The 25728-nt window shown below is 75.0% G+C and carries 16 protein-coding genes; 10 read left to right on the forward strand and 6 right to left on the reverse strand.

All coding sequences use genetic code 11. The features are described from left to right. Positions 1–34: 34 nt before the first annotated feature. Positions 35–583, forward strand: a complete 549-nt coding sequence (locus tag ABZ449_RS00585) for a Uma2 family endonuclease (protein ID WP_360337735.1) — start codon at positions 35–37, stop codon at positions 581–583. On the opposite strand, the gene ABZ449_RS00590 is transcribed toward ABZ449_RS00585, so the two are convergent. From ABZ449_RS00590 to fhuB, 4 genes are all read right to left on the reverse strand, one after another. Further along, the gene (locus ABZ449_RS00590; RefSeq protein ID WP_360337738.1) at positions 571–777 is read right to left on the reverse strand and encodes a DUF397 domain-containing protein; all 207 of its coding nucleotides are present in this window, start codon (positions 775–777) and stop codon (positions 571–573) included. The genes ABZ449_RS00585 and ABZ449_RS00590 overlap by 13 nt on opposite strands. Continuing rightward, the gene (locus ABZ449_RS00595) at positions 774–1589 is read right to left on the reverse strand and encodes a helix-turn-helix transcriptional regulator (protein WP_360337741.1); all 816 of its coding nucleotides are present in this window, start codon (positions 1587–1589) and stop codon (positions 774–776) included. The genes ABZ449_RS00590 and ABZ449_RS00595 overlap by 4 nt, the downstream gene beginning before the upstream one ends. A 67-nt stretch (positions 1590–1656) precedes the next feature. Further along, a complete protein-coding gene (gene fes / locus ABZ449_RS00600) occupies positions 1657–2784 on the reverse strand; it encodes an enterochelin esterase (RefSeq protein ID WP_360337744.1) in 1128 nt (375 codons plus the stop codon). A gap of 20 nt (positions 2785–2804) precedes the next feature. Further along, complete coding sequence (fhuB, locus tag ABZ449_RS00605) at positions 2805–4982, reverse strand: Fe(3+)-hydroxamate ABC transporter permease FhuB (protein WP_360337747.1); 2178 nt, start codon at positions 4980–4982, stop codon at positions 2805–2807. Between the two features lie 107 nt (positions 4983–5089). Here fhuB and ABZ449_RS00610 point away from each other — a divergent pair, with 107 nt between their 5' ends. The 8 genes from ABZ449_RS00610 (at position 5090) to ABZ449_RS00645 (ending at position 20542) form a co-directional block, all read left to right on the forward strand. Further along, on the forward strand, positions 5090–6121 hold the full coding sequence (locus ABZ449_RS00610) for an ABC transporter substrate-binding protein (protein WP_360338749.1): 1032 nt from the start codon (positions 5090–5092) through the stop codon (positions 6119–6121). Between the two features lie 27 nt (positions 6122–6148). After that, complete coding sequence (locus tag ABZ449_RS00615; RefSeq protein WP_360337750.1) at positions 6149–6931, forward strand: ABC transporter ATP-binding protein; 783 nt, start codon at positions 6149–6151, stop codon at positions 6929–6931. A gap of 198 nt (positions 6932–7129) precedes the next feature. After that, on the forward strand, positions 7130–7978 hold the full coding sequence (locus ABZ449_RS00620; RefSeq protein ID WP_360338752.1) for a DUF4132 domain-containing protein: 849 nt from the start codon (positions 7130–7132) through the stop codon (positions 7976–7978). Further along, positions 7975–13041: a hypothetical protein gene (locus tag ABZ449_RS00625; protein WP_360337753.1), complete on the forward strand. Its 5067-nt coding sequence runs from the start codon at positions 7975–7977 to the stop codon at positions 13039–13041. Before ABZ449_RS00620 ends, ABZ449_RS00625 begins: the two co-directional genes overlap by 4 nt. Further along, complete coding sequence (locus ABZ449_RS00630; RefSeq protein ID WP_360337756.1) at positions 13038–14201, forward strand: AAA family ATPase; 1164 nt, start codon at positions 13038–13040, stop codon at positions 14199–14201. Before ABZ449_RS00625 ends, ABZ449_RS00630 begins: the two co-directional genes overlap by 4 nt. A gap of 4 nt (positions 14202–14205) precedes the next feature. Then, on the forward strand, positions 14206–17916 hold the full coding sequence (locus ABZ449_RS00635; protein ID WP_360337759.1) for a DUF5682 family protein: 3711 nt from the start codon (positions 14206–14208) through the stop codon (positions 17914–17916). Next, positions 17913–19907: a hypothetical protein gene (locus ABZ449_RS00640; protein ID WP_360337762.1), complete on the forward strand. Its 1995-nt coding sequence runs from the start codon at positions 17913–17915 to the stop codon at positions 19905–19907. Before ABZ449_RS00635 ends, ABZ449_RS00640 begins: the two co-directional genes overlap by 4 nt. Before the next feature lie 176 nt (positions 19908–20083). Further along, positions 20084–20542 carry a MarR family transcriptional regulator gene (locus ABZ449_RS00645; RefSeq protein ID WP_360337765.1) on the forward strand — a complete coding sequence of 153 codons (459 nt, stop codon included), beginning with the start codon at positions 20084–20086 and terminating at the stop codon, positions 20540–20542. 112 nt (positions 20543–20654) lie between these two features. Here the strand turns inward: ABZ449_RS00645 and ABZ449_RS00650 are convergent, their stop codons facing one another. Continuing rightward, complete coding sequence (locus ABZ449_RS00650) at positions 20655–22433, reverse strand: ATP-binding protein (protein WP_360337768.1); 1779 nt, start codon at positions 22431–22433, stop codon at positions 20655–20657. 395 nt (positions 22434–22828) lie between these two features. Continuing rightward, on the reverse strand, positions 22829–24100 hold the full coding sequence (locus ABZ449_RS00655) for an acyl-CoA dehydrogenase family protein (RefSeq protein ID WP_360338755.1): 1272 nt from the start codon (positions 24098–24100) through the stop codon (positions 22829–22831). Positions 24101–24518: 418 nt separating this feature from the next. On the opposite strand from ABZ449_RS00655, the gene ABZ449_RS00660 reads away from it, so the two are divergent. Beyond that, on the forward strand, positions 24519–25592 hold the full coding sequence (locus tag ABZ449_RS00660) for a GAF domain-containing protein (RefSeq protein WP_360337771.1): 1074 nt from the start codon (positions 24519–24521) through the stop codon (positions 25590–25592). Positions 25593–25728: the final 136 nt, after the last annotated feature.

Raw genomic sequence — 25728 nt, forward strand, 5'->3', positions numbered from 1 at the left:
GTCGTACGGTGGTCGGAGCACCGGAGGAGAGCGCATGAACCCTGAGCAGTGCCGTCTGCTCGAAGAGGCCCGTCGCAGTCTGCCGGACGGCTACAAGGTCGAGCTGTCCGGCGACGTCATCGTCATGCAGGCGCCACCGTCGTCGATCCACCAGCTCAACCTGGCGATCGTCCAACGCCAGTTCGAGGCGCACTGCCCGGCCGGGTACTTCCCGACCGGGAACAGCGACCTCTCCTCGCCCGAGGTCGGTTCGGTCCGGAACCCCGACCTCACCTACCTGCCCGAGGACGTCATCGAGCTGGGTCGCGAGATCCCGGCCGAACTGGCACTGATCGCGGTCGAGATCGTCTCGCCGTCCAACCCCGACAACGACTGGAGCGGGAAGGTCCGCGACTACCCGCGGATGGGCTTCCCGCTCTACCTGATCGTGGACCCGGGACAGAAGACGGTGACGCTGTTCTCCGAGCCCAACCGCGACCGCTACCACACCCGGACGGAGCGGGAGTTCGGCGAGAAGATCCGGATCCCCGCGCCGTTCGACTTCGAGCTGGACCTGGCGCGGCTGGTGCCCTACCGGGACTGACCGGCTCCGAGGGCGGTGCCGTGGGCCAAGCCGATGAAGTCGGCCCAGGCCTCGGCCGTGAAGGTGAGCTGGGGGCCGGCCTTGTCCTTGGAGTCGCGGACATGGACGGTGCCCGTGGTGTGGGCGACCTCGATGCAGGCGCCGCCCTCGGTTCCGCTGTGGCTGGACTTGAACCAGACCAGTTCGGTGCTCATAGCTCCTCCGCCAACTTGGCGATGAATTCCACCGAGGCCTCGGGGTTGAGGGCTCGTTGAAGGATCATTGCATGGCGTTGGCTCAGGAGGCTGACCTTCCCGGGCTCTGAGTGGAGCAGGCCCATCGCCTGTCCTTCCTCGTACGCCAGCCGCTGGTGCTCTTGGCTGTCGAGAAGGATGAAGGGGCCGTTCAATCCCGGGTGCGCTCCCGCATCGGGTACGACCTGGATGACGATGTGGCGTGCTTCGCCGACGGTCAGCAGGTGGAGGAGCTGGCGTTTGTGGGCTTCTCCGGTGCTGAGGGGGTTCCGTAGCGGTGCCTCACCGATCAGGAAGTTGAACGACTTCGTCTGGGTCGTCAGAACGGTTTGGCGTGAGAGCCGCGCCGCAACACGCTCCTCGATGGTGTCGTCATCGAGCGGCGGCCAGTGTGCGTTGAGGAGGGTCCGAGCGGTCTCCTCGGTCTGGAGGAGACCCGGAACGAGCAGCATTTCGAACCAATGGACGACGACGGCCTCGGCCTCGTAACGCATGTACTCCTCGGCGAAGTACGGATACTTCTCGGGTAGCAGGAACTGTGCTCCCGCCGCCAGAATCCCCTTCGCGTCGCACATGTCGTCCGCCACCTGCAGCAGGTGCATCGACGGCTTCCGCCGCCCCGCCTCCATCGACCGCAGGCTCTCGATGCCGTACCCGGCCTCGGCGGCCAGGTCCTCACGGCTGATGCCGGCTCGGGTCCGCCAGAGTTTGATCTGGTTGCCGCAGTACCGCCACGACATCGGCGGCGGCGTGGCGGACGAGGATGCGTTCAAGGGGTACCTCCAGGCCGGTCGGTGCGAAGTTCGACGCTAGACGCCCTATGGCCTGGAGGTATGCGAATCAGTCCGAAACCATCCCTCCGGGTGACCCCAACAGGTGTGCGAGCCCGTCCGCCAGGCCGCCGCGCCAGCAGGCGTAGTCGTGGCCGCCGTTGAACTCTCGGTAGGCGAGGTCGTAGCCGCGGGCGGTGAGGACGTCGCGCAGGTGGCGGTTCTGGGCGAGGAGCATCCACTCCTGGAGGCCGACCTCGATCCAGAAGTGGGCCGGCCGCCGTTCCTCGGCGGCGAAGCGGCGGGTGAGCCATTCGCTGCCGGCGTCGAACTCGGTCTCGTCGGGCCACCAGAAGGAGCCGGACTGGGAGAGCGCGTTGCCGAAACGGTCCGGGCGGTGGTAGGCGGCGTAGGCGGCGGTCAGTCCGCCGGCGCTCTGGCCCGCGATCACGGTCGTGGCGGGGTCGGCCGTCGCGCCGAACTCCGCCCCGGCCCAGGGCAGGAGGCGGTCGGCGAGGAGGTCGACGAAGGCCGGGTTGCAGCTCAGGTCGTCCGGCCGCTGCGGGCCCATGGTGTGTACGAGCAGGGTGACGGTCGGCGGGATCACGCCGTCCGCCGTCAGGTTGTCGAGGGTGTCGCCGACGGACAGCACCTCGCCCCACATCTCCCCGTCCAGCAACACCGCGACCGGGTACGGGCCGCCGTCCGCCCTGTGTCCCGCCGGGAGGTGGACGTCCACCCGCTGCCCGGCCACCGTGCGGGCGAGCGTGCGCCCGCGCGGCACGCCGTCGCGCCGCCGCACGTACGGCTGCGCGGGCGCGGCGGGCAGGCTGAGCACCGAGGACGGGTGGCGGCCGTCGCGGGCGGGCAGTCGGGGCTCGGTGTCGTACGGGTCGGGTCGGGCCCGGTCGAGGACGCGCAGCCAGTCGGGGCGGGTGGTGCCGGGGACCTCGCCTCGGAACGGGTACAGCTGGTAGGAGGCGCGGTGGTCCTCGCGCAGCCGGTAGGTGATCGACCATGTGCCACTGTCCTGACGGTTCATCAGATGAGGTGTCAGGTCCCCGGCGTGGCGGTCCTTGTCGGTGACGGTGTGGAGCAGGGCGAGCACGCCGTCGCAGTCCCCGTCCCGGTGGGTGAAGGTGACCAGGCGGTAGGCGGGATCGTCGGGGTCGGGGGCTATGACGAGAGGGGTTTCCATCGCGGGGTCTCCAGGAGTGGTCACGCGGGGCTGCCCTTGCGGCCGAGCAGCACCCAGAGCAGGAAGGGGCCGCCGAGGACGGTGGTGACGATGCCGACGGGGATCTCCACCCCGGCGAACAGCACCCGTCCCAGGGTGTCGGCGAGCACGACGAGCAGGGCGCCGGTCAGCGCCGAGCCGAGCACCGGCACCCGTGCGGGCCCGGCCAGGCGCCCGGCGATCACCGGCGCGGCCAGTGCCACGAAGCCGACCGGTCCGCAGACACCGACGGCCAGTCCGGCCAGCGCGACGGCCAGCAGCAGGCAGGCGAGCCGGACCCGGCCCGGGTCGACGCCCAGGGCGGAGGCGACGCTGTCGTCGAAGCGCAGCACCGCCAGCCGCCGGGCCACCGCCAGCGCGAGCGGCACCAGCACGGCCAGCCCGATCAGCACGGGGGTGGCGATGGCGAGGTCCCGTCCGTTGAGGCTGCCGTTGGTCCAGATGTACAGCGAGCCCGCCGAGTTGAGCGAGCGGCGGGCCATCGCGACCTGGATGACCGCGGAGGCGAGCGCCGACATGGCGAGTCCGACCACCAGCACCCGGTAGCCGCGGGCGCCGAGCCCGCCGGAGGCGAGGGTGACGACCAGGACGGCGACCAGTGCGCCGAGCGGTCCGGCCCACCAGGCGCCGAAGGTGCCCGCGGTGCTGGCGGAGATCAGTACGGCGGCCGTCGCGCCGTCGTTGACGCCGAGGAGTTCGGGGGTGGCCAGGCGGTTGCGGGCGAGGGTCTGGGTGAGGCAGCCGGCCAGGCCGAGGGCGGCCCCGGCGGCGAGCCCGGCGACGATCCTGCCGAGCCGGAACTTCTGCACCAGCAGCACGTCCAGCCGGTCGCCGTACCCGAATACGGCCTGGAAGGTGCGGGCGAGGTCGAGTTCGCTCTGCCCGGCGTGCGCCGAGACCACCACGGCGGCCAGCAGTGCGGCGGCCAGACCGAGTGAGGTCAGGAGTGCCCGGTGTGGCAGCAGCAGCGACCACGCACCGTATCGCAGGGTCAAGTCCGCTCTGGGAGGGGCGGGTTCGCCGCTTCGCGCGGCCGGCGCCGACTCGGCGGGGTCGGCCATGGCCAGGGCGGCGGAGCGCCGGGAACGGACGATCGCGATCAGCGCCGGGGCCCCGATCAGCGCGACGATCACCGACACGGGCGCCTCGAAGGGCCGGGCCACCACCCGGGCGAGCACGTCCGCTGCGGTCAGGACGACGGCGCCGAACAGTGCGGCGAGCAGGGTGAGTCGGCCGATCCGGGGGCCCGCGACGGTGCGGGCGAGGAAGCCGGCGAGCAGCCCGAGGAACGCGACCGGTCCGGCCAGCGCGACGGCCGAGGCGGTCAGCAGGGTGACGGCGACGGCGACGGCGGCCCGGGTGGCGCCGGGGCGGTGGCCGAGGCCGCGGGCGAGGTCGTCACCGAGGGCGAGGGCGGTCAGCGGGCGGGTGGTGAGGGCGGCGAGCAGGAAGCCGGCGCCGAGTACCGGGGCGAGCTGGCGCAGCGTCGTCCAGCCCTCCACCCCGGCCAGCGAGCCGAGCACCCACACCCGGTACCGCTCGTAGGCCTCGGGGGAGTTGACGATGAGCACGTCGGTGAGCCCGCGGAAGATCGCCGCGACGGCGGAGCCGGCGAGCACCAGTCGCATCGGCGATCCGCCGCCCCGGGTGCTGGCGACCAGCAGCACCACCGTGCTGGCGAGCACCGCACCGCCGAAGGCGAGAGCGAGGTAGCCGAAGGAGGTCTGCACGCCGAGGACGGCGATGCCGAACACGACGCCCAGCGAGGCGCCGGCGTTGACGCCGAGCAGGCCGGTCTCGGCCAGCGGGTTGCGGGTGACGGACTGCAGTTGTGCCCCGGCGACGCCGAGCGCGGCACCGACCAGCAGGGCGGTGAGGGTGCGGGGTAGCCGCAGGTCGCCGACGACCAGGGCGAGCCGGCCGTCGGCGCGGGCGCCGTCGTGGTTCAGCAGGTAGTCCAGCACCTGCCCGGGGCCGACCTCGCCGGCGCCGACCGACAGCGAGAGCGCGGCCAGGGCGAGCAGGAGAAGCACCGTCGCGGTGACGGCCGGCCAGGTGGGGCGGGCCCCCTCGGGCCGACGGCTCCGCCGGCCCGGTGGCGGCGAGTCCGGCGCGGTGGCGGGGGGCGCCGCGGGGACGCCGACTTGCGACAATGTCATAAGGTAAGGCTAACCTAATGACCGAGCCCGTCCCGCGGGGCACCCCCGTCCCGCCCGGCTTCCCGGACGCCGCTCAACTCCCGTACCACCGTTGCCCGGAGGCACCCATGCCGTTCGCCCGTCGCCCGCTCAGCCCCGTCCGCCGCCGTGCGGCCCAGGCGCTGGCCGTCACCGGGGCGGCCGCGCTCCTGCTCACCGGTTGCGGTTCCTCCGGCTCCTCGTCCTCGGGCTCCGCCGCCGCCTCCCCGGCGGCGGACGCGGCGGGCGGTGGCAACGGCGGCGCTGGCAACGGTGGCAAGCGGACCGTCAAGGACGCCACCGGCAAGGCCGTCGAGGTCCCCGCCGAGCCCCAGCGGATCGTCACCCTCACCCAGGAGGACCTGGACGCCGTGCTCGCCCTGGGCGTCAAGCCGGTCGGCATCACCAACGGTCAGGGGCTGGCCGAGCCGCCCGCGTACCTCAAGGACAAGGTGCAGGGCGTCCCGGTGGTCGGGAACCTGCTCCAGCCCGTGATGGACAAGGTGATCGCCGCCAAGCCCGACCTGATCCTGGCCGGCGACATGCAGGACGAGCAGGTGCTCAAGCAGCTGCGCGAGATCACCCCCGCCACGCTGGTCACCATGGCACCCACCGATGACTGGAAGCTCGCCTTCCGCGGCATCGGCAACGCCGTCAACAAGCTCGACCAGGCGAACAAGGTGATCGGCGACTACGAGGCCAAGGCCGCCAAGGCGGGTGGCGAGCTCACGAAGAACAAGGGGGCCGCCGTCTCCATCGTGCGCTGGAACCCCACCGGCCCGAGCTGGATGGAGAAGAAGCAGTTCGCCGGCGGTGTCGCCCTGGACATGGGCCTGACCCGCCCGGCCGCGCAGGACAAGGACGGCAACGCGCACAGCCCGGCGCTCAGCCTGGAGAAGCTCAACGAGATCGACGGCGACTGGCTGTTCCTGTCCACCCTGACCGACGACGGCAGGGCCGCGCTCAAGGACGTCCAGTCCAAGCCCGCCTACCAGGAGCTGGGCGCGGTGAAGAACGACCACGCCGTCACCGTGGACGGCTCGGTCTGGTCCACCCGGGGCGGCCCGCTCGCCGCCGACGTCGTCATCGGCGACATCGGCAAGGCCCTCGGCGGCAACTGAGCGCGCGTCGAACCAGGGGGATCTGCCATGGAGTTGACGATCCAAGGGCTCAGTGCCGGCTACGGGCCCGGGCGCCCGGTGCTCGGCGGCGTCGACCTCACCGTTCCGGCCGGACGGGTGGTGGCGGTGGTCGGTCCGAACGGCTGCGGGAAGTCCACCCTGCTGCGGTCCGTCGCGAGACTGCACCGTCCGGACGGCGGTCGGGTGCTGGTCGGCGGCGAGGACGTGTGGCGGCTGCGCCCGCGCCGCGCGGCCCACCGGGTCGCGCTGCTGCCGCAGAGCCCCCAGGCCCCGGAGGCGGTCACCGTCTCCGGACTGGTCCGCTACGGCCGCCACCCGCACCAGGGGTTGTTCCGCCAGTGGTCGGCGCAGGACGAGCGGCTGACCGCCGAGGCCCTGCGCGCCACCGGCGTGGAGGACCTCGCCGACCGCCGGCTCGACCGGCTCTCCGGCGGCCAGCGCCAGCGCTGCTGGCTCGCCATGGTGCTGGCCCAGGACACCCCGGTGGTCCTGCTCGACGAGCCGACCAGCGCGCTCGACCTGGGACACGCGGTGGAGGTGCTGGAGCTGGTCCGGCGGGTCGCGGCCGGCGGGCGGACGGTGGTGATGGTGCTGCACGACCTCGCGGCGGCCGCCCGCTACGCGGACCTGCTGGTCGCGCTGCGGGACGGCGCGGTGGTGGCCTGCGGGCCACCGCGTGAGGTGGTGGACGCGCCGCTGGTGCGGGCGCTGTACGACATCGACAGCCATGTGCTCGCGGCGCCGGGTGACGGCGCGCCGGTGATCGTGCCCCGGGCGCCTTCGGTCTGACGGGGTGGCCGCTTTCGAGCGGCCGCCCCGTTTTTTCATCTCTTCGATCACTCGTTCGAGTGGTTTGAATTCGCCATGTCAGGGCTCGAGTTCACCCCGCCCGTCGTCTTGTCAGTGCCCCTCGCTACGTTCCTCGCATCGCTGGTCAGCAGGCGATCGACAGGTGTTTCCGGTGGGAGGAGTACGGCCGTGGCATGGGTGGAGACGGACGCGGGAGGGTACCGCGTCGCACTCGACGGGGAGGGCAGGGTGGTGTGCCGCAACGCGGCGGGGCGCGACCTCAAGACCCTGCCGTCGAAGCTCGGTGACGACCGGGTGGTCATCCAGCTGAAGCAGCTCGCCGAGTGGCTGGCCGCGCACGAGCGCGGCTGCCTGGAGGACGTCGAGCGCTGGATGGTCCGCTCGCTGCCGGTGCCCGCCGCCGTGCTCGCCGCCGTGTGGCCGGACGAGGCCTGGCAGGGCGTCCTGAAGGACCTCGTGGTCACCGCCGTGGACGGTTCCGTGGCCGGCTTCCTGCGCGGCGCCGACGCCGAGCGCGGCCTCGGCCTGGTCGACCTGGACGGCGACACCGTGCGCCTCACCGACGGCGAGGTGCTGATACCGCACCCCGTCCTGCTCCAGGACCTCGACGAGCTGCGCGAGTTCGCCGTCGAGCTCGGCGTCTCCCAGCGCGTCCAGCAGCTCTACCGCGAGGTCTGGCACCGGCCCGCGGAGCCGCCGGCCGGCACCGAGGTCACCACCTACGCCGGCGGCCGCTACCGGGAGCTGCGCGAGCTGCTCGGGCGCTCCACCCGGCTCGGCTGCCGGGTCCGCGGCGGGTTCGCCGTCCAGCCCGTCACCGAGGGTGGCCGCACCGTCGAGGCCCGGGTCTGGGCCGGCGAGTACTACGAGTACGCCGAGTGCGAGACGGGCGCGCTCAGCTGGGCCGGCCCCGACGGCCGTGCCCTGCCGCTCACCGAGGTCGGACCGGTCGCCTGGTCCGAGGGCATGCGGATGGCCGCCGCCCTGTACGCCGGCCGCACGATCCAGGGAGAGGAAGCCGCATGACCGTCACCGCCGCCACCCACCGGGCCGCCTCGCCCGAGGAGCTGCTCGACGCCGGAGCCGTACTCCCGGCCGGCACGCTGCCCGACGCCGGCCGCCCCGACAGCGCCGCCGACGTGCTCACCGCCCGCGGCTACACCCATCCCGCGCTCGACGGGCGCCGGATCGTCCGGCTCGTCCCCGGCGCGCTCGGCCCCGCCGAGGACCTCGCCCTCGACTTCCTCGGCCTGGAGCCGGAGGCCGCGTCCGCCGAGGTCGGCCAGGTCCGCCAGGAGGCGCTCGGCTTCCCCGCCTGGGCGCTGGTTCACGACCCGGCCAACGGCCACCACGCGCTCGCCCTGGTCAAGGAGCTGGAGCGGCTCGCCCGCCAGGCCGCCTCCAAGCCCGGCGCCGCCAAGGACGGTTTCGACGAGCTGGCCGTCCGCCTCGGCCGGGCCGTCCCGCACTTCCTGCCCACCTTCTGCGAGGAGGTCGGCCGGATCTTCCTCCGCCACGAGAACCGGACGTACGCCGCCGCCTGGTTCGGCAAGGCCCGCGAGGCCGAGCGCACGTACGGCCTGACGGTGGACGAGGAGCGGCTGCGCGCCGTCTTCCTGGAGTTCGCCCTGGCCGGCGCGCTCACCGTGAAGTCCCTGCGCCAGTACGTCAAGGAGCTCGCCCAGCGGCTCGACCCGCTGACCGCCTGGCAGCGCTTCCGCCAGCTGTGCACCGAGCGCTCGGCGGCCGGCATGGCCCCGTACGCCGGGGTCGCGGAGGACGCCCGCGCCCTGACCAGGGCCGCCGGACTGGACCGCGCCGAGCACGAGCAGGCGCTGCTCGCCGAACTGCTGGACTCCCCGGCGGTCAACCGGGCACCCGTCGCGTTCTGGAAGTCCTGGCACGGCGCGCTGGTCGAGCTCGGCCGCGGCGATGCGGCCGTGCGCACCCGCCTGCTGGAGCTGATGCCCGACCCGGCCTCCTCCGAGCCGGCCCCGCACGACACCGCCTGGCTGGCGGTCCTCGCCGAGACCGGCGCCGAGGAACTGCTCACCGGGCCCCGCGCCGAGGGCGCCGAGCCCGCCGCCGCCTGGCTCCAGCGCTGGTGCAACCACATCGGCCGAGGCTGGCGCAGCCGGCCCAGCTGCCCGGACACCCTCGCGCTGGCCGGCCGGATGGTCGAGCGGCTCAAGGCCGACGCCGTCCCGGTGGACCTCCACACGGGCATCCGCGCCAGCCGGACCAGGATCGACCTGCTGGACCTGCTGCTCACCGCGGGCGTGCCGGTGGCCGGTCCGCCGGACGGCCTCGGCATCGAGCTGCACGACTGGGTCTCGGAGTGCGGCCCGGACAGTCCCGCCCTCGCCGCCGTCGGCGCCGACGAGCGCTACCGGCCGCTGCTGCGCCGAGCCGCCCCGGCCGCCTGGAAGACGGCCGCCGAGCGCGAGGTGCCCGCCCTGCCGCTGCTGAACGAGCTGTTCGCCGAATGGGCCGAGGAGCGCGCCGAGGAGCTGTTCGCCGCCCGCGGCCTGGCCGCCGTCGCCGACCTGGTCCGCGCGTTCGGCCAGCACCGCACCGCCGTCCGGACGGTCGCGCCGGCCGTCGCCGACCGGGTCGCCGCCCTCGACGTCGCCGCGTTGCTCACCGACGCCCTCCGAGCCGGCATCCTGGACGAACTCGGCTGGCCCGCCCTGGAGGAGGCACTCGGCAAGATCGCCGACCCGCCCGCCGAGGACACCCCGCAGCACCCCGTCCCCAGCCTGGGTGGCGCGGGCCTGAGCGGCCTGGTCATCGAGGACGCCTGGCCGAACCTGCTCCTCACCCGCCTCGACCGGGCCGTCGTGGTCGGCCCCGAGGGCATCGTGCTGGAGCACACCCTGCGCCTGCCCGAGCGGCCGTCGAACGACCGGAACCAGGTCAGGCTGCGCTTCGTCGACGGTGAACTGCTGGTCGTCTGGCCCCAGGACGGCAAACAGCTCGCCTACTGGTCCAGCCGCCCGGACGAGCAGTTCGAGCTGGAGGGCGAGACCCTCGTCGGGTACTACTACCGCGATCGGGACCCGGAGCCGCCTTCCCTCCAGCTGCCCGGCGGCGGCCGCACCACCGGCGAGCGCCCGCTGCACGCCGGCGACACCCGGATGCCCGACGAGCACCCCGTCCTCGGCGACGGCACCGGCTACTGGACGGTGCGTCACGCCTCCGACGGCGAGGCCGTCCTGCGCGAACTCGATCCGGCCACCGGCGCCCTGGGCCGCGCCGCCGAACCGCCGGTGATCGCCGCCACCGCCCAGGCCGGCCGGCTCGTCCGGAAGAGCACCTGGCTGCTGCCGCTGCAGCCCGGCCTGGAGCGGACCCCGCTCGGCACCGACGGCACCGTGCTCGGCAGCTGGACCAGGGTCGAGCCCCACAAGGCCGTCACCACCTTCACGGCCGACGGCCGGCGCATCGTGCTGCCGCTGAGCGGATACCGGTCGGACACCGTCCCGGTCGGCCGGCTCGCCCTGCCGGGCGCGGCCGCCCCGGTGGTCAGCCACACCTCCGGCGAGCACTTCTCGCTCAACCTGCCCGACCTCACCGGCCGCGCCGACCGCACCGTCGACCTGCGCCCCTGCCGCGCCGGCGAGCTCTCCGCCGCCGGCACCCCGCTCGTCCCGCCGTTCCCGCACTGGCACGCCCTGCGCCCGCGTGACGAGGCCGGCTCCACGGTGCTGCGCGGCGTCACCGCCGAGCAGGCCGCCCGGCTGATCGATGCCGCCTGGCCGGCCGACACCGAGCCGGTCCCCGAGGACGAGCGGTGCTGGCTCACCGTCCAGGGCGTGCGCCGTCCGCTCGCCCGGCGCACCCCGCGCACCCTGCCCGTTCCGGAGGTCGGCGCGATCCTGCCCGGCATCGCGGACCAGCGGCTGCTCGCCGGCGTCGCCGGCCTCGCCCGCCTCGCCGCCGACCTGCTGGACCGGATCGCCCGGTTCGCCCCGCAGCCGGAGGCCGAGCGCCCGGGCAAGGAGCAGGACACCGAGTGGCAGCCCGAGCACGGGCGCGACCACGAACTGCGCGACGCCGTGCGTGCCGTGCTGCCCGAGATCGGTGGCTTCGGCAACAACTGGGGCTCCGCCGAGCACTGGTGGGTGCTCAACAACCTGCGTGCCGTCACCGGGGTGCTGGCCGCCCCGCCCGCCGCCGACGGCGAGGGCTGGAGCAGCCCGGCCACCGTCGCCCTGCGCCACGGCGATGTGAGCCACGGCTGGCTGCACCTGCTCGGCCGGGTCCACGCGCTGGCCCACGCGGCGGCCTCGCCGTTCACCGAGCCCGCCCACCGCTCCTCACTGGTCCTGCTGCTCGGCGAGCTGACCAAGGGCCCGCTGGCCGACCGTGGCACCACCCTGCGCGAGATCGTCCTCGCCGAGCAGGCCCCGGTCGCCGTGAACGCCACCCACGGCCGAGCGGTCGCCCAGCGCCAGGGCGAAGTGCTGCGGCACGGCGGGCGCACCGTCGTCATCCTCGGCCACCTGCGGCAGTACACCGACGGCATCGTGCACTGGCTCGCCGTCGACCACGACCCGAGCGGGGAGTTCGGGCCGGTCGCGCACTTCTCCACGGTCGAGGAGCGCGGCACCGGGGAGCTGGTCGACGCCGCCTGGGTCGCCAAGTTCTGGCGGGTCGCCGCCCTGCGCGGCGCCGTCCCGTACGACCGGGCCAGGGCCGAGGCCTTCAGCGGGCTCACCGGCATCGGCACCGCCCGCTCCGCCCTGCTGCTCAGCCCGCCGTCCGGTCTGCTGTACTGGTCGGACGTCGCCGTTCCCGCCGAACTCGACATCAAGAAGGCCGAGTTCAAGGCCGCCAGGCAGTGGCTGCGCCAGCACGACCACGACGGCCTCGCCGCCGTCTGGGGCGCCCTGCTGCCCGCTGACCCGAAGACGCTGTGGACCGAGGGGCCGGACGTCGCCGCCGGAGCCGAGGCGTGGATCAGGCGCTTCGGACGGCTGGTCACCCTCCCCGAGGAGGTCCTGGGCACCATCCAGGGGGTGTCCATCGACACCGTCGAAGCGGTGCTCAACCCCGCCCGCACCCCGTGGCTGACCGGCCGCACCGGCTTCCGGTTCATCGACGCGGGCGGAGCCGGCCCGCGGCTGGCCCCCGAGGACGAGTCCGCCGTCCCCGAGCGGGGTGTGCTGAGCTCCACCATCTCAGCGCTGCGCTGGCTCGCCTACCACCTGCCCGCCGACAGTCCGCTGCGCCCGCTGCTGCCCACCGCCGCCGAAGCGCTGCGCGACCGCCTGGCCGACCCGGAGCTGCTGCTCGACCTCGACCTGGTGCGCACCCCGAAGGGCACCTCGCTGTCCGCCGTCCTGCGCACCCACTTCGGCCTGCCCGCCGAGGGCGGCGCCGACCGGGACGGCCTGGTCCGCTGCGGACCGGCACTCGTCCTGACGCCGTACCACGAGGAGACGGAGCGGGTCTGGCTGCGCCCGGCCGCCCTCACCGGGCCCGACGACCCGCTGCTCGAGCTCCTCGAAGGGCTCTCCGGAAACTACTGGTACCCGGCCGAGCGGCGGGCCATCGAGGCCGTGCTGCGCGGCGAGCCGGAACGACTGGCCGCCTCCGCCGCTGCGGTGCCGCCCGCCGGCGAGGGCCCGGCCTGGCTGCAGAACCCGCAGCTGTCCGTTCCCGAGCTGGTCGCCGAGGTGTCCCGCACCCACGGCCTGGGCGAGGACGCGGCCACGCTCTACCTCCAACTGCTCGCCCTGCCCGACCCGACCGACCGCAACACGGCCCGCTGGACGGGCTGGAAGCCCGCCCGGCTGAAGAAGGCCCGCGCCGAACTCGCCGCCACCGGCCTGGTGCTGGAGGCCAAGCGCTCCCGGGCCGGCCGCGGCCTCTTCGTGCCCGGCGGCTGGCAGGAGGCCAAGTCGCCCGGCCTGCCGGCCGAGACCTGGAAGGCCGCCCTGTACGAACTGCCCACCCACCGGCCCGCGCTGGTCACCCTGCCCGTCCCCGAGCTGTTCGCCCGGGCCTGGCAGCGGACCGTCGACGGCGACGCCCCCGGTTACGAAGAGCTCCAGACCAGCAAGCGCAGGAAGGCCCGCCGATGACCGCCACCGAGACCACCCCCGGCACGACCACCGTCGCCGCCGCGGACCGGCAGACCGTCCCGCCCGAGGAGAAGTACGCCGCCGAGCTGGAGTTCCTGGCCGCCCACGACAGCGGCCCGCGCCCGCCAGGCTGGCGCCTGACCCCGCGAGCCGTGGTCACCTTCGTGATGGGCAGCGGCGGCGAGAAGCTCAAGGCGGGGCGCAAGGGCCTGGTCATCGAGCCGAAGTTCGTCGGCGAGCGCGCCCTGGTCGAGCGCTGCGTCGTCACCCTCGCCGGAGAGCGCGGCCTGCTGCTCGTCGGCGAGCCCGGCACCGCCAAGTCCATGCTCTCCGAACTCCTCGCCGCCGCTGTCTGCGGCACCAGCGCGCTCACCGTCCAGGGCACCGCCGGCACCACCGAGGACCAGCTCAAGTACGGCTGGAACTACGCCCTGCTGCTCGCCAAGGGGCCCAGCCGCGAGGCCCTCGTCCCCTCGCCGGTGCTCACCGCGATGACCGGCGGCGCGGTCGCCCGGGTCGAGGAGGTCACCCGCTGCCTGCCCGAGGTGCAGGACGCCCTGGTCTCGCTGCTCTCGGAGCGGCGCATCGCCGTCCCCGAGCTGGCCGGCACCCCCGACGGGCAGCTGCACGCCGCGGCCGGCTTCACCCTGATCGCCACCGCCAACCTGCGGGACAAGGGCGTCAGCGAGATGTCCGCCGCGCTCAAGCGGCGGTTCAACTTCGAGACGGTCGGCCCGATCGGCAACCTCGCCGCCGAGGTCGACCTGGTCCGCCGCCAGTCCACCGCCGCCGTGGCCCGGGCCGGCGCCGCCTACGCGGTGGACGACGCCGTGCTGGAAGCCCTGGTCACCGCCTTCCGAGACCTGCGCACCGGCCGCTCCACCGAGGGCTGGGAGGTCGAACGCCCCTCCACCGTGATGAGCACCGCCGAGGCGGTCTCCGTCGCCACCTCGCTCGGCGTCAGCGCCGCCTACCTGCCCGACGGCGGGGACCTGCTCGGCCGGCTGCCCGGCCAGCTCCTCGGCGTGGTCCGCAAGGACGAGCCGGCCGACGCGGCCCGGCTGCTCGGCTACTGGGACGGCCCGGTCCGCCGCCGCGCCGAACAGGGCGCCGCCACCTGGCGCACCCTGTGGGACCTCCGCTCGGCACTGGAGGCCTGATCCGATGAGCAGCGCGGAGATCCCCCGCCCGGACGACGCGGACCGGGTGGTCCGGGCCGAGGCCCGCCGCCTGGCCGCCTCCGGCACCGGTCGCCCCGGGCCCTACCTGATCGGCGTGCGCCACCACGCGCCGTCCCTCAGCGCGGTCGTCCCCGCGCTGCTCGACGCCGCCCGGCCGGACGCCGTCCTGATCGAGCTGCCCGCCGAGTTCCAGCCCTGGCTCGGATGGCTCGCCGACGAGGCCACCCTGGCCCCGGTCGCCCTCGCGGCGGCCCCGGCCGGGCCCGAGGAAGCGGCCGGGCCCGCCTTCTACCCGTTCGCCGACTTCTCCCCGGAGCTCGCCGCCCTGCGCTGGGCCCGGCGCAACGGGGTGGAGGCCGTCGCCTGCGACCTCCCGCTCGCCCACCGCGCCGCCGCGCGGGCCGGGGAGCGCGGGCGCACCGACGGGGGCCCGGACGCACCCGGCGTCGCCGACGCGCTGCGCCACCGCCTCACCGGCCGGGACTCCGACGAGGACCTGTGGGACCGTCTGGTCGAAACGGCCGCCCCGGGCTCCACCCCGGAGGCCGTCCGGCGTGCCGCCCTGCTCGTCGGCTGGGCACTGCGCCGGGACGCCGAGACCGGCCCCGGCGTCGACCCGTACGACCTGCGCCGCGAGGCCTGGATGCGGGCCCGCGTCCAGGCCGCGTCGGCCGGCGGGCGCCGGGTCGCCGCCGTGGTCGGCGCCTTCCACGCCCCCGCGCTGCTGGACGGACCGCTCGCCGCCGAGGAGCCGCCGCGCCCGGACGACCCCGGGCACGCCCTGTCGCTGATCCCGTACACCTACCCGCTGCTCGACGCCCGCTCCGGCTACCCGGCGGGCATCCGCGACCCGGAATGGCAGCACGCCGTCCTGGACGCCGGCGGGGACCAGGAACGCCTCAACGAGGCGCTCACCACCACCGCCGTCCGGATCTGCGCCGCCCTGCGCACCCAGGACCACCCCAGCGGCCCGGCCGACGCCCGCGAGATCGTCCGCCTGGCCGGCGACCTCGCCCGGCTGCGCGGCCACGCCGCTCCCGGCCGCGGCGAACTCGTCGAAGCGGTGCAGACCGTCCTCGCCCAGGGCGAACCCCTCGGCCGCGGCCGGGCCGTCGCCCGCGCCCTCGAACAGGTCCTGGTCGGCACCCGCACCGGCCGGCCCACCCCCGCCGCCCCGCGCAGCGGCCTCGCCCCCGCCGCCGAGAGGCTCCTCGCGGACCTCGGCCTGCCCGGCCCCGCCGACCCCGGCCCGCGCGACCTGCGCCTCGACCCGCTGCGCAGCGACCTCGACCGCCGCCGCGAGATCCTCCTGCACCGGCTGACCGCCTGCGACGTCCCCTACGCCGAGCCCGTCGCCACCACCGGCGCCGGCGGCACCGACACCCTCGGCACCCGCTGGCGCCTGCACTGGACGCCCGCCACCGCCGCCATGCTCACCGTCGCCGGCACCCGCGGCGTCACCCCCGCACAGGCCGCCGAAGGCGCCCTACGCGCCCGCCTCACCGACCAGCCGGCCCCGCGCGAGATCCTCGACGGCCTCACCGCCGCCGCCTCCTGCGCCCTCCCGGCCCTCGCCGAGGCCCGCCTCGCCCAACTCGCCGCCGTCCTCCCCACCTCCGCCACCCTCCCCGACCTCCTCGACGCCCTGGCGCTCGTCGACCGGCTGAGCGCGGGCCACTTCCCCGGGTACACCCCGGCGGGAGGGCAGGAGCCCGCCGTCGGTGGTGGCGCTTCGGGAGGAGGGGAGGCCGTCGCCTCTGCGTCCGGCAGTGCGGCCCCGGCCGCCGACGGCCGCGACGGTTCCGGCGGCGACGTTCCGGCGGGCCGATCGGTGCTCGCCGCGGCCGGGGAACTGCTCACCGTTGCCGCCGTACGGCAGCTGGAGGGCGTGGGCGGGTCGGACGATCCGCGGGACGCGCGGGCGCTGGTCGAGCTGGTGCGGCGGGCGGACCGGCTCGGCGGAGTACGGCTGGCGTACGTGCTGGCCGAACTCGCCGAGCAGGGGAGCCCGTTGGTGCGGGGCGCGGCCGGTGCGGTCCGGGTGCTGCTCGGGCAGGAGCCGGCCGAGGTGTTGGGCGGTCGGGCCGCCTCGTGGGTGGACGGCGCGACCGGTCCGGAGGCGCGACGGGCGCTCGGGCGGGCGCTGGTCGGTCTGCTGACGGCAGCGGAGGGGCTGTTCGACTCCGCGCCGCAGGCGCTGGAACCGGTGCTGGAGCGGGTCACCTCGCTGCCCGACGACGCCTTCCTGGACCGGCTGCCCGCACTGCGCGGCGGCTTCGACACGCTCAGTCCGGCCGCCCGCGACCGGTTGCTGGCCCTGGTCGAGGAGCGCCTGGGCACCCGGCTCGCCGCGCTGCCCGAGGAGGCCGGCCCCGCCGTGCTCGCCGGCTGGGTGCGGGCGGACCTCGCGGCGCGTGCGGCACTCGCCCGCCGCGGCCTCCTGCCCCCGACGGCCGTGGACACCCCGACGGCCGTGGACACCTCGACGGCCGCGTCGCCGCCCGCGGCCTCGGAACAGCTCCCCGACCGGCGCCCCGCCGCGACCTCCGCGACCTCCGCGACCTCCGCGACCTCCTCACCTCACGCCCTCGCCCCCGCCGAGCGCTGGCGGCTGCTCCTCGGCCGCCCCGGAAACGGCGGCCTGACCGGGCGCGGTACCCGACTCGCCACCGCCCTGGACGAGTTGTACGGCACCGGCCACGGCGAGGGCTCGGGCCCGGGTCTGGACAGCCGGGCCGGCAGGGGCGGGCGGGAGGCCCCGTACCCCGGCGTGCGGGAGTGGGCCGAGGAACTGGAGTCGCTGTTCGGCCCCGGCGTGCGGGAGGAGGTGCTGGCCGCCGCCGTCGCGCAGGGCCGCACGGACGTCCTGGAGACGATCGACCCCGCCGCCGTCCGCCCGTCCGTCGACCTGCTGCGCACCGTGCTGGACCACGCGGGTGGTCTGCCCGAGGCCCGGGTGGCCCGGCTGCGCCCGCTGGTGCGGCGGCTGGTGGACGAGCTGAGCCGGGAGCTGGCCACCAGGCTGCGCCCGGCGCTGACCGGGATCGCCGTGCCGCGCCCGTCCCGCCGCCCGGGCGGCGGGCTGGACCTGGACCGGACGATCCGGGCCAATCTCGCCACCGCCCGGCCCGCGCCGGACGGCGGCACCCTGATCGTGCCCGAGCGCCCGGTCTTCCGGACCAGGGCGCGGCAGGCCAACGACTGGCGGCTGATCCTGGTCGTGGACGTCTCCGGGTCGATGGAGGCCTCCACGGTGTGGGCCGCACTGACGGCCTCGATCCTGGCCGGGGTGCCCTCGCTGAGCACCCACTTCGTGGCCTTCTCCACCGAGGTCCTGGACCTCACGGCGCGGGTGGACGATCCGCTGAGCCTGCTGCTGGAGGTGAGGGTCGGCGGCGGCACCAGCATCGCGAGCGGGCTGCGCTACGCGCGGGAGCTGGTGACGGTGCCGTCCCGCACGCTGATCGCGGTGGTCAGCGACTTCGAGGAGGGCGGGCCGGTCGGCGGGCTGCTGGCCCAGACCCGGGCGCTGGTGGACTCCGGCGTGCACCTGCTCGGCTGCGCGGCGCTGGACGACACCGGGACGGCCCGCTACTCGAAGGCGGTCGCGGGCCAACTGGTCGCGGCCGGGATGCCCGTGGCGGCGTTGAGCCCGCTGGAACTGGCCCGCTGGGTGGGGGAGAAGGTGCGATGAGTGTGACGGCGCGGACGAGTGACTGGCCGGGTGTGCGGCCCGAGGTGGTCGCCGAGGTGGTGGCCGGGCTGAGCGCCCGGTTGCAGAAGAGGCTGGACGGTGCGGCGGCGAAGCTGGCGGATCGTCCGGTGGCCCGGGAGGGCGACGAGTGGCGGGTGGAGGTGGACGAGGAGACGGTGCTCGTGCTGCACGCCCCGGGTGGGGTGGTCGCGGCGGAGGCCGATGTCCGCTGCGGCTGTCTGCTGGCCCCGGCCTGTGTGCACCGGGCCGCCGCCGTCTCCCTCTGCCCGCTCGCCGAGCCCGAGCCTGAGGCCGAGCCTGAGCCCGAGCCCGAGCCCGAGCCCGAGCCCGGGTCTGTGTCCGGGGCCGAGCCCGCGCCCGAGGGCGGCACCGGCCCGGCGGCCGTGGAAGCGCCCGAGGCACCGGCCGGTGAGCCGGCGCCGGCTCCGCTCACCGCCGCCGAACTCGCCGCCGCCCGCCACCTCCACGCGGCCGCGGCCGCCGTCCTGGCCGCCGGGGTGAGCGGGGCGGGCGCCGTCTCCCAGGCCGAGCTGCTGCGCGCTGCCCACCGGGCGCGCCTCGCGGGCCTGTACCGCCCGGCCGCGGCGGCCGTCACCGTCGCGACGAGGGTCCGGGCGGCGCGTTCCGGCGCTCCCGACCACCGCCTGGTGGACCTGGTGGCCGGCCTGCGCGAACTGCTCGGCCTCACCACCGCCCTGGTCTCCGGCGCCGCCCCGGTCGCCGAACTGCGCGGCACCGCGCGCCAGGCCTACCGGGACGAGGGGAGCCTGCGGCTCTACGGGCTGTTCGCCGAGCCGGTGCTGACGGCGACGCACGCGGGCGCGGTCAGCTGGGCGGTGGACGCCACCGGGCGCCTCGGCACGATCTCCGAGGTGATGCCGCACGACGACGTGGCGGCCGCCGTCCCGCAGGCGGTCGGGGCGGGCAACCGGACGGTCCGGCTGGGTGACGCCGCGCTCAGCCACCGCGAGTTCAGCCGGGCCGGGCTGGCCGTCCAGGGCGCGACCAGGTCCACCGGCGGCCGGCTGGGCGCCGGAGCCTCGGTACGGGCGGTGCGTGCGACGGGCACGGCGTGGACGGCGGAGCCGGCCGCCCGGCTCTGGTCCGAACCGGCGCCCGCCCAGGTGGCCCGGGCGCTCGCGGCGCAGGAACTGCCGTACGAGAGCCGCCCGGCCGGGAGCGACCTGCTGTTCCTGGACGTCACCCTGCTGGGCACCGCCCCCTGCGGCCCGGGCGGGACACCGCAGCTGCTGGCGCGCTGCACGGCGGGTGGCCCGTCGGGCGCTGAGAGCGGTCCGGACTGCCAGGGCGGTCCGGTGGTCGTCCTGCGCCCGGCGCACGAACACCCCGACCTGCCGTTCCGGGCGAACCTCGCGCTGCTCGCCACCGCGCCCGGCCTGCGGCTGCGGGTGATCGGCCGCCTGGAGCGCGCGGACCGCCCGGAGCTGCGCCTGCTCGCGATCGGTACTCCCCCGGACGAGCCCGACCCGCTCACCCTGCCCGCGGACCGGGCGGGCCGGGTCAACCTCGGCCTCGAACGCCTCCAGACCGCCGACCTCGCGGGGCCCGCCTCCGCCTCCGCCTCCGCCACCGCGCCCGGGCCCGGCCCGGCGGACGATCCGGGCGGTGAGCCGGGGGACGAGCCGGAGGCCCCGGCGCCGTACGGCCCGCCCGTCCACGTACTCGGGCGCCGGATCGAGCAGACGGTCACCACCGGCCGGCACGCCCTCGCCCCGAGCGAGGCCTCGTCGACGGCCGACCGCGCTCTGCTGCGCGCCGCCGGGCTGGTCACGGCCGCCGAACTCCTCGACGCCCTGCGGGCCACTGCGGCCAACCGGCAGCGCGACGTCTTCGGCCGGATCGTCACGGACGACCACGAGGCCTTCGCCACCGCCTGGCTGACTGCGGCCTCCTACACCGAGGAACTGGCCACGGCGCTGTGCGCGGCGGCCTGGTCCGGGGAGGGGTGAGAGGACACCTGCACCCGGGGTGGGTGAGAAGCCGACGGGGTATAAGTCGAACTATTTGCACAGACCGGTATTCCGCGCCAACTGGCATACTTGTCGTAGGAAGACACGGGACGAGACCTCGCACGGGGCTCGTCCGGCACACGGTACGAGCAGCGCGACGGAAGGGTGGGCGAGTCATGGGAATCCGCGACGATGCGGCCGAGATCCGAGCCCGCGGCTGGCGGACGCTCGCCGCGCTGCACGGGATGATCGACACCGCGCTGGAGAAGGCTCTCCAGGCCGAGTTCAAGCTCTCGGTGGTTGAGTACACGGTGCTGGACGCGCTCTCCCGCCAGGACGGCTGGCACATGCGGATGCAGCAGCTGGCGCGGGCGGCGGCGCTGAGCAGCAGCGCGACGACCCGACTGGTGAGCCGTCTGGAGGACCGGGGCCTGCTCAGCCGCTTCCTCTGCGCGGACGACCGGCGCGGCATCTACACCGAGCTGACGCCCGACGGCCGTGACCTGCTGACGGCCGCCCGCCCGGTGCACGACGCCGCCCTGGAGTCGACGCTGGCCGATGCCACCGAGGTCCCCGAGCTGGCCCCGCTGGTCGAGTCGCTCACCGAGCTGCACCCGGTCCACGCGAAAGCCTGAGTCCTGGTCGGGCCCGCCCCTGCCGGGGCCTCACCGTGATCCTGCGTCTCCGGGCCTCCGTGCACGGGAGCGGGGAGAGCCGGAGGGCGCCGGGATCCGGTGCGCCGCGTCGTCACCGCTCACCGCCCTCAGGCGCGTGCCGCGGGGCGGACGGTGCGCCCGTCCCGGCGTCAAGGGCCCGCCGCGGCAGGACCCGGGGGGCGTCCGGTTCGCCGTCCGGTTCGCCGTCCGGGCCGTTGTCCGGGCCGTTGTCCTGGCGACCGGTGGAGCGGACGACGGGTCCGCCGGTGGGTGGTCCGGCGGCGTGGCTCCCCGCGGGGCTGCCCGACAGGTCGTACATGCGCGGCAGTACGGGCCGGGGCACGACCACGGCGCCGGGCAGTCCGGGGATCTCGGCTCCGACCGCCAGACCCCCGTAGGCGGGCGGCGCATCGACACGACCGGCACCGGCGGCACCGCCGGGCCCCGCGGAGCCCGTCCGGGGGTCGTGCGCGGCATAGAGGACGGCGGGAGCCCCCGGGGCCCCGAAGGGTCCCGGAGCCCCCTGGATCCCGTCCAGCGGCCCGCCGAGCCCCCCGTCCGCCGCGCCCGACGGCTCCTCTCCGAGGCCGCCGGGCCCGGAACCCGAATCGGGGTCGGATCCGAAACCCGGACCCGCACCGCCCCCGGCCCCCGCCTGCCCGCCCTGTCCCGGAGGCACGTCGGACACCGGGGCCCGGGTGATCCGGGCCCCCGACGGCAGCCCGGGCACGGCGGCCGGCTGTCCGGCCTGCTCCAGCAGCGCCGAGGGCACCAGCACCACGGCCCGGGTGCCGCCGTACGGGGACGGCCGCAGCGAGACCCGGACGTCGTGCCGGGCGGCGAGGCGCGCGACCACGAACAGGCCCAGCCGCAGGTCGTCGCCGAGCGCGGAGACGTCCAGCTCGGGCGGGTCGGCCAGGTAATCGTTGAGCCGCTGGTACTCCTGCTCGGTCATGCCGAGCCCGCGGTCCTCGACCTCGACCGTCAGGCCCCCGGTGACCTCCTGCGCCGAGACCTGCACCTGGGTGTACGGCGGGGAGAAGGTGGTGCCGTTCTCGATCAGTTCGGCGACCAGGTGGATGACGTCGGCGACGGCCTGCCCGTCGAGCGAGACGCGCGGCACGCCCTGGACGACGACCCGGGAGTAGCTCTCGGTCTCCGAGACGGCGCTGCGCAGCACGTTGACGACGGGCACGGCGTTGCGCCAGCGCCGGGCGGGCAGGGCGCCGCCGAGGATGACCAGGTTCTCGGCGTTGCGCCGCATCCGGGTGGCCAGGTGGTCGACCGCGAACAGTTCGCGCAGCAGTTCCGGGTCCTCGTGCTCGCGTTCCAGCGCGTCGAGCATGCTGATCTGCCGGTGGATCAGGATCTGGGTGCGCCGGGCGATGTTGAGGAAGACCTTCTTCGTCCCTTCGCGCCCCTGGGCCTGGTGGACGATGGCGGCGGTCGCGGCCTGGCGGACGGCGGCGAGGCCCTCCGAGGTCTGCTGGACGTCGTCGCCGGCCCGCCGGGACGGTGTCCGGACGGGCGGGGCGGGCACCTGCTCCCCGGCGCGCAGCCGCGCGACCACCTCGGGGATCTCCTGCTGGGCGAGCGCGAAGGTGTCGGCCCGCAGTGCGGAGAGCCGCGCGGACAGGACCACGGCGGTCCGCACGCCACGGAACAGGCTGATCAGCAGCACCAGCGCGACGGCCGCGCTGCCGGCCAGCAGCGCGGTGTTCTGTCCGGAGTCCCGCAACAGGTAGCCGGCGTAGCCCCAGGCGGCGGCGAGGCCCAGGCTGGGGACGAGGACGAGGGCGAGGAGCGGGCTGCGGAGGGAGCCGGACCGGCCGGCGCGGTGGCCCGTGCGGGGGGCCGGTTTGCCTGGCATCTGATTCCTTGCTGCAGGGCCGAGTCGCGGGACCGGGACGCCGGTTCGGACCGGTGGGTCCGGGTGGCGGGTCGATCCCGTACGGGGCGGCCGGGCTTCAGGGAGTCGAGGCCGGGGTGCCGGAGCCGGTGACGGGCTGCCACTGGCCCGGCGCGGTGCAGCAGGCCGCCGACGGCATGGAACGCTATCAGCCCCCGGTGCCGTCGGCGCAATATCAACTGGCCGGGAATGAACGGCTGATGGCGTCTCGACGGAGCCCGGGTCGGATGGTTCGCCGGCGCGAACCCGCAGCTCGCGGCCCTCGCCTCGACGGCGCCGACGGTCCTCGGAGGGCGGGGACGACCGTCCGGGGAATTCGCCAGGAACAGGTCAAGTGGCGCCGCGGCGGGCGGGCTTCAGCCCGCCAGTGGCATCGGCAGGACCCGTCCGCTCCTGCCCGGCGGCTTCTCCACCGAGGCATCCCGCTGGGCGGAGAGTTCGCTCCAGGCCCAGCTGGTCAGGTCGGACAGCTCCGCCGACCACTGCTTGCCGTACGTGCCCGAGGCGAACTGCCCGAGCCGCAGCCGCTGGACGTCCGAGGTGCCGGCCGGCGGGTAGACGTGGGTGGCGTCCCGCAGGTAGCGCTCGATGCCGAACTCGGGCTGGAGGCCGCGGGCGGCGTGGATCTCCATGGCGTTGCGCGCCGAGTCCAGCGCGTACTCGGTGTTGATGAGCTTGGCGTTCATCAGCTCGGCGTCGCAGGCGCGGCCGTGGTCGAGCAGGTGGGAGGCGTGGTAGGCGGCGAGCCTGGCGGTCATCAGCCGGGACTGCATCTCACCCAACTTGAGCATGATGTTCGGGAGTTGGTTGATCGACTGGCCGTACAGGACGCGCCCCTCGGCGAACCGGACGGTGTCCTCGACGATCGCGGTGTGGATGCCGAGTGCGACGGCGGCGAGGTTGATCCGGCCGTAGAGGGTGGAGGAGGAGTAGGCGACGTCCAGCCCCTGTCCCTCCCAGCCGAGCCGGTTGCCGGCCGGGACGCGGCAGTCCTCCAGGAGGATCTCGCCGAAGCTGAAGCCGTGCAGCCCGCTCTGCGAGCCGGGGGAGCCGGTGCGGAACCCGGGGCGGTCGCTCTCGACCAGGAAGGCGGACAGGCCCCGACTGCCCTGGCCGGTGCGCAGGACCACGCCGTGCACGTCCCCGATGTGGGAGTTGCCGACGAAGCACTTGCGGCCGTTGAGCACGTACTCGTCGCCGTCGCGCACCGCGGTGCCGGTCATCCCGAGCACGTGCCCGCCGGATTCCGGCTCGGTGACGGCGATGGTCGGCAGGCACTCCCCGGAGGCGAACTTCGGCAGCCACTTGAGGCGTTGGGCCTGGGAGCCGTAGTGCAGGACCTTGGCCACGCCCAGCTGGGAGGCCTGCGCGATCGAGCCCGCGGCCCCGCTGACCCGGGCCAGCTCCTCGATGATCACGGTCTTGGCGACGTGCCCCAGGCCGAGGCCGCCGAACTCCCGCGGGATCGTCACACCGATCCAGCCCTGGCGGGCGATCTCCCGGGCCAGCTCGAACTCGATCTTCCGCTCGGTCTCCATCCTGGCCACCCGCGGACGCACCTCCTTCTCCGCGAAGTCACGGACCTCGGCGCGCAGGTCCTCGTGACGGTCGTCGGTGAAGTAGTCCATCGCCATGCTCCGGTCCTCTCGGTGGATGCGGTGCCGTGCCTCCGTTCGTGCCGTCGATGCCGCTCCGGCAACCCCCGCGGGGGGCAGTGGGTGTGCGGGAGTTCCGGCCGGTCGCCCCGGTGCGATCGGCGCATGCGTCACCGGGCGGTGTCCCGGTGGCGGGTACCGTCCGTGTCTTCGGCAGGGCTCATTGTTGTATGGGGTGCCGGGGCATCCCATAGTCGATCTTGGATTGGCGCGATTCGGCCCATCCCCACCCGTGAGGGTTTCGCCCCGATCCCGGCCGGGAATCGATCTCCGCTTCCGTGACGGTCGGTCGACCGGTCGTTCACGTGCAGTTTTGACGGGCCATCGGCAAGGCTGAGGAACGGTCGATCGGACCGGGCCGGGCGTTCTGATGTCTGGTTACATGTGCGCCATGACTGATGTGATGAGCACTCAAGGCCAGTTCCCGGGTGCCTCCGGCGAGTCCGCGCGAACCCGCAGGCTGCGCGGCCTTGGGCTCAACGACCCGTCCGCGGACCAGGCCTTCGACCGCTTCGCCCACCTGGCAGCCAGTATCACGCGCGCTCCCATCGCGATGGTCAACTTCATCAACGACGAGCGCCAGATGTTCCGGGGGCTCTACATTCCGCCAAGTTCGGCCGACGCCGGGGCCGGGGAAGGATCGTCCTGGGCGGACCGCGGCATCGCGTTCGACCTCCCCACCCGCGAGATGCCGCTGAGCCACGGCTTCTGCCCGCACGTGGTGGCCCAGCGCTCCCCCCTCGCCCTCGACGACATCCTCGCCTACCCCAGGTTCGCCGGGAACCCGGTGGTGGACGAACTCGGCGTCCGCGCCTACCTCGGCGCCCCGCTCGTCGACGACACCAACACCGTCATCGGCACCGTCTGCGTCCTCGACCGGGAACCCCGGCAGTGGGGGCGCGAGCGGCTGCGCGACATCCAGCACCTCGCCGAGGCGCTGCTCTCCGAGATCCGGCTGCGCGACAGCCTGCTCGCCCAGCGCCAGGAGATGTTCGCCGCCTTCGACGGCTCGCCGTTCCCCATCATGCTCACCGAGGGCCCGGACCAGGAGATCCGGTACGCCAACGCCCAGCACGCCGGCACCTTCGGCGCGCCGACGGCGTACGGGACGATCGCCGCCACCTACCCGCAGCTCGGCGCCGCTGGCCTCGAACAGACCGTCGTGGAGGCGTACCACACCGGTCGCACCGCCGTCCTCGACGACGTCCGGATCCAGTCCACCCGTCCCGACGCGCAGCGCGGACGGCAGGTCTTCAGTTTCACCTGCACCCCGCTGCGGGCCGCGCTCACCGGACGGATCAACGGCGTCCTCACCGTCGGCATGGACATCACCGCCCAGTCCCGCACCGAGGAGGAGCTCGGCACGCTGGCGGCCCTGCTCGTCGACCGGCTCCAGCAGAGCGGCGCCTCCGTGCCCGGCCGCCCGGCCGTCCCCGGCGGGGCCGGACCCGGTCTGCCCGGCTGAACCCCGGCCGGTGCGGACCGACCACCACCGTGGCGGGGCGCCTCTCACCCCCGTGGAGAGGACCCCGCCACGCTGCCGTCCGGCGCCGGGAGGAGGTCGGGAGGCCGCCGGGCTTCCGTCGGAAGCCCGCCCGCAG

Origin of the sequence: Kitasatospora sp. NPDC005856 (assembly GCF_040629945.1) — a bacterium.
In the GTDB taxonomy this organism is placed as follows: Bacteria; Actinomycetota; Actinomycetes; order Streptomycetales; family Streptomycetaceae; genus Kitasatospora.

Excerpts from the sequence above, each read along its gene's own strand:
- ABZ449_RS00625 (WP_360337753.1), top strand. The coding sequence starts at position 7,975 with ATGACCGTCACCGCCGCCACCCACCGGGCCGCCTCGCCCGAGGAGCTG.
- ABZ449_RS00630 (WP_360337756.1), top strand. The coding sequence starts at position 13,038 with ATGACCGCCACCGAGACCACCCCCGGCACGACCACCGTCGCCGCCGCG.
- ABZ449_RS00610 (WP_360338749.1), top strand. The coding sequence starts at position 5,090 with ATGCCGTTCGCCCGTCGCCCGCTCAGCCCCGTCCGCCGCCGTGCGGCC.
- ABZ449_RS00615 (WP_360337750.1), top strand. The coding sequence starts at position 6,149 with ATGGAGTTGACGATCCAAGGGCTCAGTGCCGGCTACGGGCCCGGGCGC.
- ABZ449_RS00655 (WP_360338755.1), bottom strand. The coding sequence starts at position 24,100 with ATGGACTACTTCACCGACGACCGTCACGAGGACCTGCGCGCCGAGGTC.
- ABZ449_RS00590 (WP_360337738.1), bottom strand. The coding sequence starts at position 777 with ATGAGCACCGAACTGGTCTGGTTCAAGTCCAGCCACAGCGGAACCGAG.
- ABZ449_RS00650 (WP_360337768.1), bottom strand. The coding sequence starts at position 22,433 with ATGCCAGGCAAACCGGCCCCCCGCACGGGCCACCGCGCCGGCCGGTCC.
- ABZ449_RS00585 (WP_360337735.1), top strand. The coding sequence starts at position 35 with ATGAACCCTGAGCAGTGCCGTCTGCTCGAAGAGGCCCGTCGCAGTCTG.
- ABZ449_RS00635 (WP_360337759.1), top strand. The coding sequence starts at position 14,206 with ATGAGCAGCGCGGAGATCCCCCGCCCGGACGACGCGGACCGGGTGGTC.
- fhuB (WP_360337747.1), bottom strand. The coding sequence starts at position 4,982 with ATGACATTGTCGCAAGTCGGCGTCCCCGCGGCGCCCCCCGCCACCGCG.
- ABZ449_RS00645 (WP_360337765.1), top strand. The coding sequence starts at position 20,084 with ATGGGAATCCGCGACGATGCGGCCGAGATCCGAGCCCGCGGCTGGCGG.
- ABZ449_RS00640 (WP_360337762.1), top strand. The coding sequence starts at position 17,913 with ATGAGTGTGACGGCGCGGACGAGTGACTGGCCGGGTGTGCGGCCCGAG.
- ABZ449_RS00660 (WP_360337771.1), top strand. The coding sequence starts at position 24,519 with ATGACTGATGTGATGAGCACTCAAGGCCAGTTCCCGGGTGCCTCCGGC.
- fes (WP_360337744.1), bottom strand. The coding sequence starts at position 2,784 with ATGGAAACCCCTCTCGTCATAGCCCCCGACCCCGACGATCCCGCCTAC.